Source organism: Brachybacterium sp. FME24, from assembly GCF_014897705.1.
Taxonomy (GTDB): Bacteria; Actinomycetota; Actinomycetes; order Actinomycetales; family Dermabacteraceae; genus Brachybacterium.
On record NZ_JABUXV010000009.1, the window covers coordinates 151,104 to 166,728 of the forward strand.

A 15,625-nucleotide genomic window follows, 5' to 3' on the forward strand; every position below is an offset into this window, starting at 1 on the left:
ATCGCTGTCACAGCCTGCGGGTTCAGCCGGGTCTGCGCTGCTCCGGGAGCCGATCAAGGGTCACCCTCAAGGATACGAACGCCTCTGACCAGCGCTGAGGAGGTGGACGCCGCCAGTCCGGAGACTGAAAAAGGCGTGCTCGGGTTCCTGCGCGCTGCCGCGATTGCCGGGGTGCTCCTCGGGTACTTGACGTTTGTCGTCATGGACCCCCGAAGGCGGCGATGTGCTCCACGGCGTGCTCGAGGGCGCCCCTCGGGGTCATCCCTGACCGGCTGCCTTGGCTTGTTCCCGCACCGCACTGTCGAGAGTGGAAGCTGAAGAGAGAGCGCGGTTTGGGATAAGTAGTGGGACCTTCTGTCAAGGGGAGGGTGCGGCGCGAGCCGCTCGGTGATCGGGCCGCTGTTCGCCCCGGTTGACGTTCTCTGAGCTTAGGCAGCTGCGCGTGCGTCGAGATACAGCTCTACCGGCGCCTGACGGTCCAACTTCCACAGGATCTGGATCGGTTTCGAGCCCTCGCAGCTCTGGAACTGTGCGGTGCCCAAGCACGTGTACGGCTCGGAGCCGATATCACCGGTCTTTGCACGCCGTACGAACAGCACCACATGAGACCCTTGCTTGCCGTGGCGCTGATACCGCAGCCCCGTGGGACTCGAGGCGCTGGTGGTGCTCTGCGACTCCCAGTGGAAGAGCTCTTGGTTGATCGCGTAGTCGTGGTAAAGCGTCGTCGGCGAGTAATCAGCCTCAGACTTCTTGAGCGTCACGAGAAGCGCGTCCGTCTTCAACGAAGGCATCCACTTGACGCCCTCACGAATCGCTCCGGGAGCACCAGCATCGAGAGTGCCTAGGCCCAGCCCAGCGAGTAGCTCCTCTCGGGAGTACTGCGCATGGGATCTCAGCGGGGAGACTCCCAGAGCGCCGGGGAGAGGCTGGGGGAGCGTGCGGACGGTGGCCTCGCGGTAGTCGAGGATCTGGGTCACCTCCTTCACGAGTTCTGGCAGGCTCCGAAGCCGCTCGAGGCCGGCTCGGATTCCGCCGCCATGTCCGGACGGCCAGAACGTGAAGTAGAGCATCGCAGCGGTGAGATCCGAGTCGAGGTTCGCCGGAAGTTCGGGGGCTGTGAGGAGCTCCCTGTACCGGTCGACGCGGTCCTGGTCATCGACATGCGCCAAGTTGCTAACCCTCTTGAACAGAGCGGTGGCCTCAGGGTCCGCGAGACGTGCGGCGTCCGCGGGGAAGGCCCAATCCACCAGTGCTTTCCATGACGCCGGCCGCTTCTCACCGCGGTAGGTGCGATCGCTGGCGCCGTATACGTCTGCCATGCCTCGCTCCGCATCGGTGAGGTAAGAACCCAGCGCGTAGCGACTTGGATCCGTCCCTGTGGGCAGGTGCTGCCGGACGTCGGCAATCAGGTCCTTTGTGGCCAGGCGCAGCTGCTGCTTCACGTTGTGCAGAACGATGTCTCCGGAGACCTCGTCGAAGACGATCTGCGACCCGGGCGGAAGGAACGGGAACTTGTCCCGGATGCTCTTCTCTAGCCGATTGCGGGAGAGGCCAGTGAGTGCTCGATACTTGAGGTCGAAGCGGAAGTTCTCATTCTGGAGGCCGACGAAGTCGAGCACCGTGAGGACTGCTTTGCCTTCGGTACGGCGTAGGCCGCGCCCGAGTTGCTGCAGGAAAATCGTTGCTGACTGAGTCGGACGCAGCATGAGGACCGTATCGATCATGGGGATGTCGAGGCCCTCGTTGAATATGTCTACCGCAAAGATGCACGCGAGTTTGCCGTCGCGAAGCCGCTGTAACCCTTCGCGCCTTTCCCCACTTCGCGACTCACCAGAGAGGGCGAGTGAGGGGATCCCGGCGGCGTTGAAGACCTCTGCCATGTAGTGCGCATGGTCCACGCTTACGCAGAATCCGAGGGCCTTCATTCGGGAGGGATCGGTGACCTTGTCGGCGACGGTCTTCAGTACGATGCGAGCACGCGCGTCATTGCCCGTGTAGAGGGCAGAGAGCTGGCTGAGGTCGTAGCGCCCTCGTGTGAAGCGGATGCCCTGCAGGTCACTGCCATCGGCGACCCCGAAGTAGTGGAAGGGCACGAGCAGATCGGCCTTCAGCGCGTCCCACAGTCGAAGCTCGCTGGCTATGCGTCCGTCGAAGTAGAAGTCGGCGACGTTCACTCCGTCCGATCGCTCGGGTGTTGCAGTCAGGCCAAGGAGTTCACGCGGTGTGAAGTGGTCGAGTAACCGTCGGTATGTCGTGGCTTCGGCATGGTGGAACTCGTCGACAACGACTACGTCGAAGTGCGACGGATCCCAGCGCTCCATCTCGGCCTCCCGCGAGATCGACTGGACGGAGGCGAATACGTGGCGCCCCCGAGACGGGCGTGCTCCGCCAACGAGTAACTCACCGAACGCTCCGTCCTTGAGGACCTCGCGATAGGTGCGTAGGGCTTGCTCCAGAATCTCTTGGCGGTGGGCGATGAACAGCAGGCTCGGTCGCGGTCCATCCTGGGCGAGCCGCTTGTAGTCCAACGCCGCGATGACCGTTTTACCTGTGCCCGTGGCGGCGACGAGCAGGTTCCGATGCTGGTCGTGGGTTTCCCGCTCGGACTGCAGATCATCAAGCATGATCTGCTGATGCGGGTACGGGCGGACATCGAGGAGGCTGACGTTGACTTCTCCGTCGCCGCGCCGTGCCCCATTCTTCGCAAGCATCTGGTCGAGGTACTCGGCATCAGTGTCCGGGTCATACGGTGCAAACGCCGAGTCGTCCCAATAGGTCGCGAAGGTTGTGGAAAACTTGTCGAGCAACGTTGGGGTCGCATGCTTGGACAGTCGAACGTTCCACTCCAGGCCATCGACCAGCGCTGCGCGGCTCATGTTCGAGCTGCCGACGTAGGCGGTGGGGAAACCGCTCTTGCGGTGGAACATCCACGCCTTCGCATGGAGGTGTGTGGACTGCGAGTCATAGTTGACCCGAACTTCAGCGCCAAGTTCCCGAACGAAGTAGTCGAGTGCGCGGCGGTCAGTGGCACCGATGTACGTCGTGGTCAGCACTCGTATGGAGACGCCACGCTCAGCGGCAACGCGCAATGCATCCTCGAGAACCCGGATGCCGCTCCATTGCACGAAGGCACACAGCAGATCGATGTGGTCGGCACTCGCCATCTCGAGGCGAAGCTCGGAGCCGAGCTGCGGATCACTGCGAGAGTTCGTGAACAGTGCGACATCAGTCAGAGGTGTCGAAGGCCGACGTGGAGGCGGCGACATAGGTGCTGTGACGGAGGTGAGGAGCTGCGGACCAGACGCCACCGTTTCGGAGTGCACTGCGTCAGGGATCGCATGTAGTAGACGGTTCGCAGTCTCGATCTGCTCCTCCACCGGTAGCGAGGAGAGCGTTCTGGAAATGACCGCGCTCAAGTGTTGCGTGAGGACGTGTGGAGCATCCGCGGCATCGACGTCAGCGAAGGTCCGATCATGCGACTCTTGGGTCTGACCACCGAGGGCCGCGGAGAGCCCTGTCGTCACCAGAAGCTCATAGAGTCCGGGATCCAGAGCGTGAGTTCCACTCATCGATTCCCCAATTGCTGCGGCGCGCCGAGGACGAAGGCATCCTGGATGATTGGCACATCTGCTGGCGACCAGTCCAGCGTGGCCAACTCTTCAGGCGCGAACCACCCCATCTGGTCGTGATCCGTGCTGGCCGTCGGCGCATCGAATAGCAGCTCTGCCCAGTAGCACGCTAGATCGATGAGTGCTGAGCCCACCGGGGTCGTATGTCGCCCGGCCAGATCACCGACGTGCACCTCGATGCCCAACTCTTCGGCGAGCTCACGGTGCAGCGCCCCCGTCGGCTGCTCACCGGGCTCGACCTTGCCCCCGGGGAACTCCCACAGGCCGCCGGCGCTGCGCTCAGGGCTGCGGCGTGCAGCGAAGACGAGACCATCACGGACGATGACCGCTCCCACGACGTGGATTGGTGGTTGCGATGACATGCGGCTCCCTCTTACTGGTCCCGGCTGGTCAGCCCATCGTAAGAGCGACAGGAGACACGTGGCGCTGAAATCCGTACAACGTGCCTGGCTGGGGAAACTCGTCGCCGTCCCAATGTCGCAATTACCGTTCATCCTGCGCGAGGTTCTGAATATGGCCGCTGCGTTCTCCCCGCAGCTATTCCGTCTGTCGGCCCACCGTGCCACCATCTGTTCATGAAGCCGCCGAAGCTCGTCGCCATGTCCAACTATGAGACCGAGAACCGCGCGATCGCCTACGTCATCGCCTACGAACGCGCGGCTGGCCGCGCCGCAGTCGACACCCACCACATCCCAGGCAGTCTCGTCGATGTCGAGAGCGTCGACGACGTTACGGGCGAGAAGCGGTTGATCGAGATCAAGGCCTTCGGCGGCACCGGCTGCGTTGACTTCCTCTGGCTCGAGCCGAACCAGGTCGAGGCGCTCGAGCAGGTCCAAGGCTTCCACCACTACTTCGTCACCAACGTCCGCTCCGCCGATCCGGCGGAGATGCTGGTCCTCGGCCTCGCTGAACGATGCCGACGAGCCCTCCCGCGAGTTCGCCGGGACGTCGACCCCCGCCTGGTGGAGCGCGAGATGATCGCCGACCAGCTCCTCGCCGCGCTCCCGCCGACCGAGCCCAGTGCGGACGACGACGCCTACGCCGCCGGGCTCCGCGACCTGCTCGCGTAGCACCGCGCGACCCGCACGGTGCCGTTGACGGAAGAGTGACCGTCGCGGGCAGCGGCGCCCCGGCAGGCAGCGACTCTCAGCCCAGATACGCCTCGGCGAGCAGCTCGGTGGACCGCAGCCGCTGCTCCACCTGCGGGCCCTGGTGGGCGATGATGAGTTCGTCGGCGCCGGTCTGCTCGGCGAACTCGGTGACCTTGTCCCGGACCACGTCGGGGGTGCCGACGGCGCTGTAGGTCGCCATCTGGTGCAGGTGCCGAGCCTGGGGTGCGGCGAGCAGCTCATCGGCCTGCTCGTCGGTGTACTCGGTGCCCGGCTGGAGCAGCAGCGCCACCCGGCTGCGCATCATCTCGTGCTGCTGGCGCTCGGCGTCGGCCTGGTCGTCGGCGGCGATGACGTTGTAGCCGGCGATGACGTGGGGCTTCTCGAGCTGCTCGGACGGCTGGAAGTCGCGGCGGTACAGCGCGATGGCCTCGTGCAGGGCGCCGGGGGAGAAGTGCGAGGCGAAGGCGTACGGGAGGCCGAGGTTGGCGGCTAGGCCGGCGCCGAACAGCGAGGAGCCGAGGATGTACAGCGGGACGTCGGTGCCCTTTCCCGGATAGGCGTTCACGCCCGGGATCCGGGACTGGCCGCGCAGGTAGGCCTGCAGCTCCATGACGTCCTCGGGGAAGGTGTCGGCCTTGGCGCCGCTGCGGCGCAGTGCCCGCATCGTGTTCTGGTCGGTGCCCGGCGCCCGGCCCAGTCCCAGGTCGATCCGCCCGGGGTGGAGCGTCTCGAGGGTGCCGAACTGCTCGGCGATCACCAGCGGGGCGTGGTTGGGCAGCATGATGCCGCCCGCTCCGAGTCGAATGGTCTTGGTGTGGTTAGCGACGTGGGCGATCAGCACCGAGGTGGCTGAGGACGCGATCGACCGCATGTTGTGGTGCTCGGCGTACCAGACCCGCTCGTACCCGGTCTCCTCCGCTTTCTGGGCCAGAGCGACCGTGCCCTCCAGTGCCTGCGCCACGGTCTGGTCGCGGGCGGCGGTGGCGAGGTCGAGGATCGAGAGCGGGACAGGCATGAAGCACCTTTCAACGGGAGGCGGCGCCGGACGGCGCCGCACCTTCGGTGGCAACGCCCACGGCGTCGTTTCTCTTCCCGGTTTCGTGGCGGGTCAGCAGAACCCTGCACCGCCCCTGAGACGCCACGTCGCGAGACGGCGCCCTCTCGCCCTTCGGCTCAGCGTCACGGACCCGCATGATGGCCGAGAGTGCCGGGAGAAGTTCACTCAGAGGTTCACTCGAAGGAGCACACGGTGACTGCTTCCTCGTGAGAGACGCCCCCAGGGCCACCGCGCCACACCACTATGCGGGACTCAACTCAGTTGTGGGCTACGCGTAGCGTGGCTCTGCCGAGTGAGCCCTGAGCAGCAGCAGATCGAGATGGGCGCGGGCTCCGAGGTGTCGATCCTGTTGCAACTGGCATCACTCCTGCATCGAGCCAACAAGTTGATGGTTCAATTCCAGTGACAGTCGGCGCGAGGTCGGCATAGCTCGCCCGCGTTCGGGGCCTGACTCTTGGAGAATTGAATGACTCTGACTGCTTTGGTTGGTCGGGCCCCGTCAGCGCGACGCCACCTTCGCAGCCGTGCCGGTGGCCTCGCCTTGGCCGCTGTGGTGATGGGCGCCTTGGCTGCATGCGGATCTACGGATGCTAAGGACACGGCGGGCGCTACGGGCGCTGCAGATGCCGCCGATGAAACGGTGGCAGAGGTCGATGTGCCCGACCTCACCGGCGTGTGGGAATCGACCGAGGACAGTGCCTTTGCGCAGCAGGCGGTCATTGCTGGGTCGGCGTTCACCGTCAACTGGGTGCCGCAGGACGGGAGCGAGGACTCGCGGCTCTATTGGGCTGGGTCGTTCGATGCGCCGACCGCGGAGGGGGCGTACACGTGGACGTCCACGAACGATCATGGCCAGACGGACCTCGAGCTCCTGGCATCCGGCGACGACACCAAGGACTTCCTCTACGAGGACGGGGAGATCAGTTACGAGGCGTCGGCGCTCGGTGAGAGCGGTACGGTGACGCTCGAACAGACGTCGGAGACGGTTCCTGCTGGCGCCGAGACCTCCGCGGCCCCGGCCGAAGTCGCTGGCCACGTAGAGGTGACCGAATCCGGGATGGCTGCGAGTGATGGCTACGCCTGGGTGACCGCGATGGTCGAGTACGAAAGTTTGACTGGCGAGTTCGCGACCGTCCTCTTCAACGTCTACGACGAGGGGGACAATCTCATCGCCTCTGCCGAGCATGTCGAGGAACTCAGCACGGAAGGCACAACCTTCCCGATGGGCACGCAGGTCGAGGTCCCGTCCGGCGAAACCGCGTCACGCGTTGAAGCCACCGTGAGCGTGAGTGACCACGGAAGCCGCATCGAGGCCATGCCGGTGGTCGACCCGATCGAAGCTCCTGCGAGCAGCCCGGAGTTCAAGATCGAGAACGCGACCGGAGATGATTGGTCGGATCCTCGCATCCAGATCGTCTGTCTCAATGACGCGGGAGAGATCGTTGGCGGGGGATCGGAGTTCCCGAACACGGTTCCGGCCGGGGGCGAGCTCCTGCTGTCGGACCTGGGCTTGATCATCAGCGAGGACGCAACTACCTGTGAGGCGTACGTGCAGCTGTCGTCGTCGATGTAACGGGCCTGGAGGGCCGAGGAGAGATGCCTCGGAACATGCGAGCAGTCGGCGTAGTGCGATGCGCTCCCGGTGGACCGGCTTCCTCGTCTGAAGCAGTCGGGTGATGTCTGGAAGACTGGGACGCGCACCTGGCGTCGCTGCTCAGCGACACCCTGACGAACTGAGGTCGATGATGTCCATGCAGTACCGCACCCCCTCCCGCCTGGGTCGCCCGCTGTCCGCGATCGGCCAGGGCTGCTGGCAGATCGGCGCCGATTGGGGCGATGTCTCCGACGAGTCCGCGAACGCCGTGCTGGATGCCGCGCTCGAGGCGGGCGTGACCTTCTTCGACACCGCGGACGTGTACGGCGATGGTCGCAGCGAGCGCCTGGTCGGGGTGATGAGCGAGCGCGCCGCTGCCGTGACGGGGGCGGCCGCGCCGCTGTTCGTCGCCACCAAGGCGTCCCGTCGGGCGGATCCCTTCGCCCCGGAGTCCTTCACCGAGGAGAATCTGCGGTCCTGGGTGGAGCGCTCGCGGCAGAACCTCGCCACCGACACCCTGGACCTCGTGCAGCTGCACTGCCCGCCGCCCGCGATCTATCGCGAGAACCGGGTGTTCGACGTGCTCGACGCGCTGGCCGACGAGAAGAAGATCGCCGCCTGGGGCGTCAGCGTCGAGACCTGCGAGGAGGCACTGATCAGCCTCGAGCGCGAGCACCTCGCCTCGATCCAGATCGTGCTGAACCCGTTCCGTCTCAAGCCCTTCGACAAGGTCGTGCCCCTGGCCCGCGAGAAGGGCGTCGCGATCATCGCGCGCGTCCCCCTGGCCTCCGGCCTGCTCACCGGAAAGTTCTCGGCGTCGACCACGTTCGCGGCCAACGACCACCGCAGCTTCAACCGTCACGGCGAGGCGTTCGACCAGGGTGAGACCTTCGCAGGCGTCGACTACGAGACCGGCCTGCAGGCCGTCGCCCGTCTCGAACAGGCACTGGACGGCGCGATGGCGCTGCCCGAGGCGACGCTGCGCTGGATCCTCGACCAGGACGGCGTGACCAGCGCGATCCCCGGCGCGAGCAGCGCTACGCAGGCGCAGCGCAATGCCGCCGCCGGCAGCGAGCCGACTGCGGAGCAGCGTCAGGTGCTGGACCGCTTCGACACGGCGATCCGCGAGACGTACGACGCGCTGCTGCGGGAGTCCATCCACCCGCGCTGGTGAGCCGTGGGACGCGGGGAAGCATCCGGTCCTCTCCCGCGTTCCTGCCTGGACGTAGCAATCCACCCAGGAGGGGACTTCCCATGATCGATCTGGATCTGGCCGGCAGGACAGTATTCGTCAGAGGCTCCACGCAGGGCATCGGCCTCGCCATCGCCCGGCGGCTCGCGGAGGCGGGTGCCCGCGTCGCCGTGAACGGCCGCACCGCCGAGCGGGTCCAGGAGGCGGTCGCCGCGCTGACAGGGGCAGGGGTCGCGGCGGAGCAGCTCATCGCCGCTCCCGGGGACGTCACCACGGATGAGGGCCTGGAGGCCGCTCTCGGCGCGACCGGGGACGTGGACGTGCTGGTCAACAACCTCGGCGTCTTCGGTGCCGCGCCGGCACTGGAGATCAGCGAGGCGGAATGGCAGCGCTACTGGGAGGTCAACGTGCTCTCCGCGGTGCGGCTGATCCGCGCGGTGCTGCCGCGCATGAAGGAGGCCGGCTGGGGCCGGATCCTGAACATCGCCAGCGACTCCGCGATCGTCACCCCGGCGGAGATGATCCATTACGGGGTCTCCAAGACGGCGCTGCTGGCCGTCTCCCGCGGCTTCGCCAAGGACGCCGCCGGTACCGGGGTGACGGTGAACTCCGTGATCGCGGGCCCCACCTACACCGAGGGCGTGCAGGACTTCGTCTACCAGCTGGTGGATCCGAAGCTGACCTGGGAGCAGGCGGAGGCCGAGTTCATGCGGCTGCACCGCCCGCAGTCCCTGGTGCAGCGCCTGATCCGCCCCGAGGAGATCGCGAACATGGTCGTCTACCTGTCCTCGCCGCTGGCCTCGGCCACCACGGGCGGGGCGCTGCGCGTGGACGGCGGGTACACGGACGCGATCCTGCCCTGAGGAGTGAGGGGGCCGCTCAGCGCCGCCTCAGCACGAGCACCGCGTCGACGTGCTCCCCGGGTGCGCCGTCGGGGCTGACGGCGGGGCGCCGACGCTCCTCGGCGACCTCCACCGCCCAGTCCTCGACGGGCCGGGCGAGCTGCTCCGCCTCCGTGCGCACGTCGATCATGCGCTCGATCAGGTGCGCGGGGGGATGGTCGGCCCACGACGGTGGCGCCGCATGGGAGATGGTCACCAGGTGCCCGCCGGGGCGGATCGCGGAGGCGGCACGGCGCAGGATCTCCCTCCGCTCCAGTGCCACCTCGGACTGGAAGAACGACGCGGTCACGAGGTCGACGCTGTCCGGCTCCGGCTGCCAGGCATCGAGATCGGTCGCGGCGAAGGTCGCTTGCTCGAGGCCGCGCTCGGCGGCTTCGGCTCGGCCACGGCCGACGGCTGTCTCGGAGATGTCCAGTCCGCGGGCCTGCCAGCCGTGCTCGGCGAGCCACAGCACGTCCCCGCCCTCCCCGCAGCCCAGGTCGATCGAGGTGCCGGGCTCGAACTCGCCGACCACGTCGGCGAGCGTGGCGTTGACTTTCCCGGACCAGATGCGCTCCAGGCCCGAGTAGCGCTGCTCCCAGTGCTCGACGGGGGAGAGGGAAGGTTCCGCGGCGCGATACTCGGCGGTGTCACCGTGCTGGTGCTCGACGGCGTGCTGGGGGTGTCCGGTCATGGGGAGAGACTGGCAGATCGGCCGCCGCCGCGACAGGAATCTTGCGCACGGAGCCGCCCCGACGGGCCCCGCCTTGCGTTTCGCGCCGCTCCGGTAGATCGGCGTCACGTCCAGCGGTTCTGCCCGGTCACGGCCGACCGGGTGTCACCGCGGGTGGGGGATCGAGACGAGGGCGGGCTCCGCGAAGACGACCACACGCAGGAGCCGCGCCGGGTAGGTGGACGCCGCCACCCCGACCTTGCGCAAGCGGGTGACGGACTTCCTCCTGACCCGACAGCCTCAGCTCTTCGTGCTTCGCCTCCCGAACGCCCACGCCAGCACCAGCGCCACCATGATCCCGTTCAGCGGGGCGATGCCCACGCCCAGCTCGTTCGAGCCCCAGGCGACCAGGCACCCCAGCGCATATGGCACGAGCGCCTGCCACCGCACCTTCTCCGTGAGCGTGGACAGCGCCGGCTGCCCACTGCGCCAGCGGGCGATCCAGTCGCCGATCAGCACTCCGCCCAGCGGCGGGATGAGGACGCCCAGCAGGCTCAGATAACCGATGATGTGGCTCTCGACGCCGGTCAGGGCGAGCAGGGTGCCGATCGCGACGCCGCCGATGATGAAGGGGCCCTTGCGGGTCGAGCTCGCCATCTCCGCGCCGGCCACCCCGAAGGCGTAGGCGGCGTCGGCATTGGACTTCCACAGATTCCCGAACAGGAAGAACAAGCCCCAGCCGATCATCCCCATGCCCAGCAGCAACGTCGTGAAGTCCCCTTCGCCGAAGGCGAGGGCGGCGACCGCGCCGAAGAACACCATGAGCCCGTTGCCGATCGCGAACCCGACCGCGCAGGCGATCACGGCGTCGCGGCCGCGCCTGGCGAAGCGGGTCCAGTTCGCGGCCTGGGTGCCGGCGGAGGCGAAGGTCCCCACGACGGTGGTCACCGCCGCGGCCCAGGTCATGGTGGTGGCCGGGGCGATGTCGAACAGACCGCCGATCCCGCCGACCTCCGTGAGGGCCATCCCGGTGATCCAGAACGCGAGGACCAGGATCAGAGGCGTCGAGATGAGGGAGACCCAGTACATGCCCTCGTAGCCGTACAGGGCGGTGAGCATCATCAGCACCGAGACGGCGATCATCACGAGCGCGGGCGCCCAGGCGCTCTCCCAGCCGAAGGCCAGCGCCGTCATCTGGCCGATCGTGCCGACGGCCACGCCGTACCAGCCCACCTGCGTCCCGCCCAGCAGGAGGGAGACGACCTTGGAGCCGGCGGTGCCGAAGGTGTATCGGGACATGACCACGGTGGTCAGGCCCGTCCGTGCACCCAGGAAGCCGATCGCAGCGACGTAAGCGCCCAGCACGACGGAGCCCACCAGGAGCACGGCGAGGAACTCGGCGAAGGGGAATGCCGCGCCGATGCTCGCGCCCGCCATGAGGGTGGGGGCGAAGATGGTGAAGCCGATCAGGACGACGCTGATGGAGAGCACGCCGCGCCGCGCGGAGCGGGGGACCGGCGTGAGCGGGTAGTCGGGGTCGACGGGTGGGTCGGCCTCGTCGACGTCGGAGACGGGCGTGGTCATCGAGTCAGCTCCTCGGTCTCGACGCCGATGTCCTCGCTCCAGATCTCGGGGCGCTCGGCGATCATCCGCTCCATCAGGGCGATGCACTCGGGATCGTCGAGGACGTCGAGCTTGACGCCGCGGTCCAGAAGCAGCGACTCGGCCATCTCGAAGGTGCGGTTCTCGCCGATCACGATTCTGGGGATCTCGTACAGCAGGGCAGTCCCGGAGCACATGATGCACGGGGAGAGAGTCGTGTAGAGCACGCACTCGCGGTAGACGCTCGCGGGCTGCCGGCCCGCCTTCTCGATCGCGTCGGTCTCGCCATGGAGGATCGCGGAGCCCTTCTGCACGCGCTGGTTGTGCCCGGCGGCGAGCACCTCGCCGTCATGGACGAGCACCGCACCGATCGGCACCCCGCCCTCGTCCCAGCTGAGGCGGGCCTGCTCGATGGCGAGGTCGAGGAACCGGCGGTCGTCCTCGGGGGTGGGGGTCCAGGTCATGGGATGCGCGCTCCTGCATTCGACGGGATGGTCGCCCGGCATCGTAGAACCGATGGAGGCCTGCCGCGCTCTCGGGCCCGGCGGCGAGATCGCACCGAGACCTGTCCGGATCCTTCCGTGAGTCGCGGAACGGATGATGATTGAGTCGTCCCATGACCCACATCACACGACGACGTGTCCTCGGTGCCATGACCGCCCTTCCGATCGTGCTCGCTCCCGCCGCAGCTGGCGCAGTGGGCAACGGACCGGAGTGGGGCGGCAACGGCAACATCACCACCGCCCATCTGTCCACCTACGACGATGTCGCCTCGTTCCTGCAGGACCAGGCCGCGAAGCACACGGCGATGGAGCTGACGGTCATCGGTCAGTCCCTCAAGGGGCGGGACCTCTACCTCGCGTCATGGATCAGCGATCCCAACAACCCGACGGTCCTCTACCTCACGCAGCAGCACGGCAACGAGCAGCTCACCACCGAGGGAGCGCTCGAGTTCATCAGGCACCTCGGCACGGGGCGCACCCGCGACGTGCTCGACGGCGTCAACATCCTCGTGGTCCCGATGCTCAATCCGGACGGCGCGATGGGGGACGTCGACTTCTCGCTCGAGGACTACATCGCCCACGGCGACCGTCACCTGACCCGCTACAACGCGGCCGAGGTCGACCTCAACCGCGACCACATCGACCGGCTCCAGCCCGAGACGCAGGCCCTGCACGACAACGTGCTGGGCGCCTTCGACATCGACTACATGATCGACCTGCACCACCAGGGCGCCTACAGCGCGATCGGGGAGGACTGGGTCTCCGGCTCGATCCTCTACCCGACCACCCCCAGCGCCGCGCCCGATCTCGTCGACCGCTCCAAGCAGCTCGGCGCCGTCGTCTATCACTCCGTCGAGGCCAAGGGCTGGGGCCTGCTCGGCAAGTACGACGGTGGATCGGCCGAGACCATCAGCCGCAACGGGCTGGCGGTGGAGTACGACATCGCGACGCTGCTGTTCGAGATGCGCGGCATGTCCGACCACTCCCGGGAGTCCGCCGTGCTGGGAGCCCGCAGCAGCGGCTACCTGATCCGGCAGACCGTGGTCACGCTCGAAGCGACCGCGCGGGCCATCGCCGACGGGTCCATCGAGACGGCCGACGCCTCGTTCTGGGACACGCTTCCCACACAGACCACCTACAACCCCGACGAGTGATCGACCGGCAGAGCTGAGGCGGAGCCGGAACGTCACAGGTCGCCCAGAGGGGGCACTCTTCGGCGCCGCAGAACCTGCCGCCCGCTGACTGCGGCACCTGGCGGGTGCGGGTCTCAGACCGCGGCGTCGGCCGTGTCGTCGGAGGTGACGTCGTGCGCGGTCGCGCCCAGCAGGTGCTCGCCGCCGATCGGTGTGCTCACCCAGTCCTCGATCGTCCAGCCCTGGTCGGGATGGCCGGTGAGGGTGACCATGCCTGTGTTGTACAGCGGCCGCTCCTCGAGGGAGGCGGCGCCGAGCCCGCCGACCACGGCGGCGAACACGCGGATCGCCGCGCCGTGGCTGACCACCGCGACGGTCGCTTCCTCGGGGTAGAGCCCGGCGATGTGCTTCAGCGCGCCGGTCCACCGCTGCCAGAACTGCGTCCCGTTCTCCCCGCCCGGCAGCCCCTCGGCGAACTCGCCGGCGCTCCAGCGGGCGTGGTTCTCCTGGTACGCCTCGACGGCCGCCTGGTCACGGCGCATCTGGTAATCACCGGCGCGGATCTCCTCGAGCCCCTCCGTGAGCCGCGGGCTGATGTCCAGGGCGGCGGCCAGCGGTGCCGCGGTCTCGTGGGTGCGCAGCAGACGGGAGACGTGCAGCCCGGAGAGGGTCTCGTGCTGCAGCGCCTCGGGGATCGCCTGGGCCTGGGTGTGGCCGAGCGGAGTCAGCCCGGGCCCGGGGTAGGCGGCGTCGAGGATGCCCTCGACGTTGCTGGGAGTCTGGCCGTGACGGATGAGGAGAAGACGCATGCCAGCACTGTACGGTCCGCTCCTGCACCCCGGGTGAGCACCGCGGGACCTCCCGGTGCAGGTCAGGGTCGATCCAAGGGTCAGGGGCGGCGGCGGAGAACGAGCATTGCGACCACGGCGACCACTCCCGCGCCCACCGCCAGGGCGCCGGCGCCCGCCAGGATCGCGAGGCCCACGGTGACGGGCCGGCTCGAGAAGGGCGCCGACGGGTCCAGCCGGGGCACGGACTGATCGGTGAGGTCCGCGGGCTCGCCCAGTTCCTGCGTGAGTCGCACCCGATCGCCCAGGCCGCCGTCGATGAGCAGCGCGCACCTGGTGGACGAGTACTCCCCGTCCGCCCGCACCAGCAGGCTTTCGCCGTTCTCGAGCGGCGGAGGTGTGCATCACCGCAGGATAGTGTCGGGCCCACCTGCACTGCTCGGAAGGAGCGCGTCATGCGTCGCAGCATCGTCAACGACCCGGAGGACCTGGTCCCTGAAGCCCTCGAGGGCCTCGTGCTCAGCCACCCGCGGCTGCTCGAGCTGGAGGCGGAGCACCGCTTCATCACCCGCAAGGAGCCGGCCCGCGACAAGGTCGGCCTGGTCTCCGGCGGCGGTTCGGGCCACGAGCCGCTGCACGCCGGCTTCGTGGGCACCGGGATGCTCGACGTCGCAGTCGCCGGCGCCGTGTTCGCCAGCCCCACCGCCCTGCAGGTCCTGGCGGCCACCAAGGCGGCCGACGCAGGCCGCGGCGTGGTCCAGATCGTCAAGAACTACACCGGCGACGTGCTGAACTTCCGCATCGCCGGCGAGATCAGCGGCGACGACGCCATCGACACCGAGATCGTGCTGGTCGACGACGACATCGCCACCGACAGCGGGGAGGACGGCCCCGGCCGCCGCGGCACCGCCGCCACCGTGATCGTGGAGAAGGTGTGCGGCGCGGCCGCCGAGGAGGGCGCCGGCCTCGCCGACGTCGCCGCGATCGGACGCCGGGTCGCGACGTCGGCCCGCACCATGTCCCTGGCCCTCGCCGCCGGCACCCACCCGGGCGACGACCGCCCCCAGTTCGACCTCGGCGACGACGAGATCGAGCTCGGCGTGGGCATCCATGGGGAACGAGCCGCGAAGCGCGCATCCTTCACCGACGCGAACGGACTCACCGACCTGCTGCTCGAGCCGCTGCTGTCCGAGCTCGACCTGAGCCGCGGCGACGAGGTGCTCGCGATCGTCAACGGCCTGGGCTCCACGTACCCGCTCGAGCTGCAGCTCGTCGCCCGCGCCCTGCATCACCGCCTCGGCGACGCGGGCATCGAGATCGGCCGGTCCCTCGTCGGCCCCTACGTGACCAGCCTGGACATGCACGGCGTCTCGATCACCCTGATGCCGTTGGACGACGAGCTGCGCCGACTCTGGGACGCCCCCGTCCGCACCCCGGCCCTGACCTGGTAAGGAGCACGCC

Annotated in this window: 15 protein-coding genes; 7 read left to right on the forward strand and 8 right to left on the reverse strand. The window is 67.9% G+C overall.

Annotation, left to right across the window (positions count from 1 at the left end; all coding sequences use genetic code 11):
* Positions 1–428 precede the first annotated feature (428 nt).
* A complete protein-coding gene (locus tag INT51_RS12035; RefSeq protein ID WP_193105548.1) occupies positions 429–3,569 on the reverse strand; it encodes a DEAD/DEAH box helicase in 3,141 nt (1,046 codons plus the stop codon).
* A complete protein-coding gene (locus INT51_RS12040; RefSeq protein ID WP_193105549.1) occupies positions 3,566–3,991 on the reverse strand; it encodes a (deoxy)nucleoside triphosphate pyrophosphohydrolase in 426 nt (141 codons plus the stop codon). Before INT51_RS12040 ends, INT51_RS12035 begins: the two co-directional genes overlap by 4 nt.
* A 58-nt stretch (positions 3,992–4,049) precedes the next feature.
* Here INT51_RS12040 and INT51_RS12045 point away from each other — a divergent pair, with 58 nt between their 5' ends.
* Together INT51_RS12045 and INT51_RS12050 are read left to right on the forward strand one after the other, a co-directional pair.
* A complete protein-coding gene (locus tag INT51_RS12045; RefSeq protein WP_193105550.1) occupies positions 4,050–4,208 on the forward strand; it encodes a hypothetical protein in 159 nt (52 codons plus the stop codon).
* The gene (locus INT51_RS12050; RefSeq protein ID WP_193105551.1) at positions 4,205–4,699 is read left to right on the forward strand and encodes a protein NO VEIN domain-containing protein; all 495 of its coding nucleotides are present in this window, start codon (positions 4,205–4,207) and stop codon (positions 4,697–4,699) included. Before INT51_RS12045 ends, INT51_RS12050 begins: the two co-directional genes overlap by 4 nt.
* A 76-nt stretch (positions 4,700–4,775) precedes the next feature.
* On the opposite strand, the gene INT51_RS12055 is transcribed toward INT51_RS12050, so the two are convergent.
* Entirely contained in the window at positions 4,776–5,756 is a 981-nt protein-coding gene (locus tag INT51_RS12055; protein WP_193105552.1) for an LLM class flavin-dependent oxidoreductase, read from the reverse strand.
* 508 nt (positions 5,757–6,264) lie between these two features.
* On the opposite strand from INT51_RS12055, the gene INT51_RS12060 reads away from it, so the two are divergent.
* The 3 genes from INT51_RS12060 (at position 6,265) to INT51_RS12070 (ending at position 9,447) form a co-directional block, all read left to right on the forward strand.
* Positions 6,265–7,371 (forward strand): hypothetical protein, encoded by a 1,107-nt coding sequence (locus tag INT51_RS12060; protein WP_193105553.1) that lies wholly within the window; start codon positions 6,265–6,267, stop codon positions 7,369–7,371.
* A 178-nt stretch (positions 7,372–7,549) separates the two neighbouring features.
* A complete protein-coding gene (locus tag INT51_RS12065; RefSeq protein WP_193105554.1) occupies positions 7,550–8,566 on the forward strand; it encodes an aldo/keto reductase in 1,017 nt (338 codons plus the stop codon).
* Between the two features lie 83 nt (positions 8,567–8,649).
* Positions 8,650–9,447 (forward strand): SDR family NAD(P)-dependent oxidoreductase, encoded by a 798-nt coding sequence (locus tag INT51_RS12070; RefSeq protein ID WP_193105618.1) that lies wholly within the window; start codon positions 8,650–8,652, stop codon positions 9,445–9,447.
* A gap of 16 nt (positions 9,448–9,463) precedes the next feature.
* Here the strand turns inward: INT51_RS12070 and INT51_RS12075 are convergent, their stop codons facing one another.
* The 3 genes from INT51_RS12075 to INT51_RS12085 all read right to left on the reverse strand — a co-directional run bounded on the left by INT51_RS12075 (position 9,464) and on the right by INT51_RS12085 (position 12,204).
* A complete protein-coding gene (locus tag INT51_RS12075; RefSeq protein WP_193105555.1) occupies positions 9,464–10,159 on the reverse strand; it encodes a bifunctional 2-polyprenyl-6-hydroxyphenol methylase/3-demethylubiquinol 3-O-methyltransferase UbiG in 696 nt (231 codons plus the stop codon).
* Positions 10,160–10,438: 279 nt separating this feature from the next.
* A complete protein-coding gene (gene codB / locus INT51_RS12080; RefSeq protein ID WP_193105556.1) occupies positions 10,439–11,722 on the reverse strand; it encodes a cytosine permease in 1,284 nt (427 codons plus the stop codon).
* Positions 11,719–12,204, reverse strand: coding sequence for a nucleoside deaminase (locus INT51_RS12085; RefSeq protein ID WP_193105557.1), 486 nt, complete (start codon positions 12,202–12,204; stop codon positions 11,719–11,721). Before INT51_RS12085 ends, codB begins: the two co-directional genes overlap by 4 nt.
* Positions 12,205–12,356: 152 nt before the next feature.
* Here INT51_RS12085 and INT51_RS12090 point away from each other — a divergent pair, with 152 nt between their 5' ends.
* On the forward strand, positions 12,357–13,397 hold the full coding sequence (locus INT51_RS12090) for a M14 family zinc carboxypeptidase (protein WP_226832285.1): 1,041 nt from the start codon (positions 12,357–12,359) through the stop codon (positions 13,395–13,397).
* A 113-nt stretch (positions 13,398–13,510) separates the two neighbouring features.
* On the opposite strand, the gene INT51_RS12095 is transcribed toward INT51_RS12090, so the two are convergent.
* Positions 13,511–14,185 (reverse strand): histidine phosphatase family protein, encoded by a 675-nt coding sequence (locus tag INT51_RS12095; protein WP_193105558.1) that lies wholly within the window; start codon positions 14,183–14,185, stop codon positions 13,511–13,513.
* A gap of 80 nt (positions 14,186–14,265) precedes the next feature.
* Positions 14,266–14,529 carry a hypothetical protein gene (locus INT51_RS12100; protein WP_193105559.1) on the reverse strand — a complete coding sequence of 88 codons (264 nt, stop codon included), beginning with the start codon at positions 14,527–14,529 and terminating at the stop codon, positions 14,266–14,268.
* 90 nt (positions 14,530–14,619) lie between these two features.
* Here INT51_RS12100 and INT51_RS12105 point away from each other — a divergent pair, with 90 nt between their 5' ends.
* A complete protein-coding gene (locus INT51_RS12105) occupies positions 14,620–15,615 on the forward strand; it encodes a dihydroxyacetone kinase subunit DhaK (protein ID WP_193105560.1) in 996 nt (331 codons plus the stop codon).
* The last annotated feature ends 10 nt before the right edge of the window (positions 15,616–15,625 follow it).

Excerpts from the sequence above, each read along its gene's own strand:
- INT51_RS12035 (WP_193105548.1), bottom strand. The coding sequence starts at position 3,569 with ATGAGTGGAACTCACGCTCTGGATCCCGGACTCTATGAGCTTCTGGTG.
- INT51_RS12040 (WP_193105549.1), bottom strand. The coding sequence starts at position 3,991 with ATGTCATCGCAACCACCAATCCACGTCGTGGGAGCGGTCATCGTCCGT.
- INT51_RS12050 (WP_193105551.1), top strand. The coding sequence starts at position 4,205 with ATGAAGCCGCCGAAGCTCGTCGCCATGTCCAACTATGAGACCGAGAAC.
- INT51_RS12055 (WP_193105552.1), bottom strand. The coding sequence starts at position 5,756 with ATGCCTGTCCCGCTCTCGATCCTCGACCTCGCCACCGCCGCCCGCGAC.
- INT51_RS12060 (WP_193105553.1), top strand. The coding sequence starts at position 6,265 with ATGACTCTGACTGCTTTGGTTGGTCGGGCCCCGTCAGCGCGACGCCAC.
- INT51_RS12065 (WP_193105554.1), top strand. The coding sequence starts at position 7,550 with ATGCAGTACCGCACCCCCTCCCGCCTGGGTCGCCCGCTGTCCGCGATC.
- INT51_RS12075 (WP_193105555.1), bottom strand. The coding sequence starts at position 10,159 with ATGACCGGACACCCCCAGCACGCCGTCGAGCACCAGCACGGTGACACC.
- codB (WP_193105556.1), bottom strand. The coding sequence starts at position 11,722 with ATGACCACGCCCGTCTCCGACGTCGACGAGGCCGACCCACCCGTCGAC.
- INT51_RS12085 (WP_193105557.1), bottom strand. The coding sequence starts at position 12,204 with ATGACCTGGACCCCCACCCCCGAGGACGACCGCCGGTTCCTCGACCTC.
- INT51_RS12090 (WP_226832285.1), top strand. The coding sequence starts at position 12,357 with ATGACCCACATCACACGACGACGTGTCCTCGGTGCCATGACCGCCCTT.
- INT51_RS12095 (WP_193105558.1), bottom strand. The coding sequence starts at position 14,185 with ATGCGTCTTCTCCTCATCCGTCACGGCCAGACTCCCAGCAACGTCGAG.
- INT51_RS12105 (WP_193105560.1), top strand. The coding sequence starts at position 14,620 with ATGCGTCGCAGCATCGTCAACGACCCGGAGGACCTGGTCCCTGAAGCC.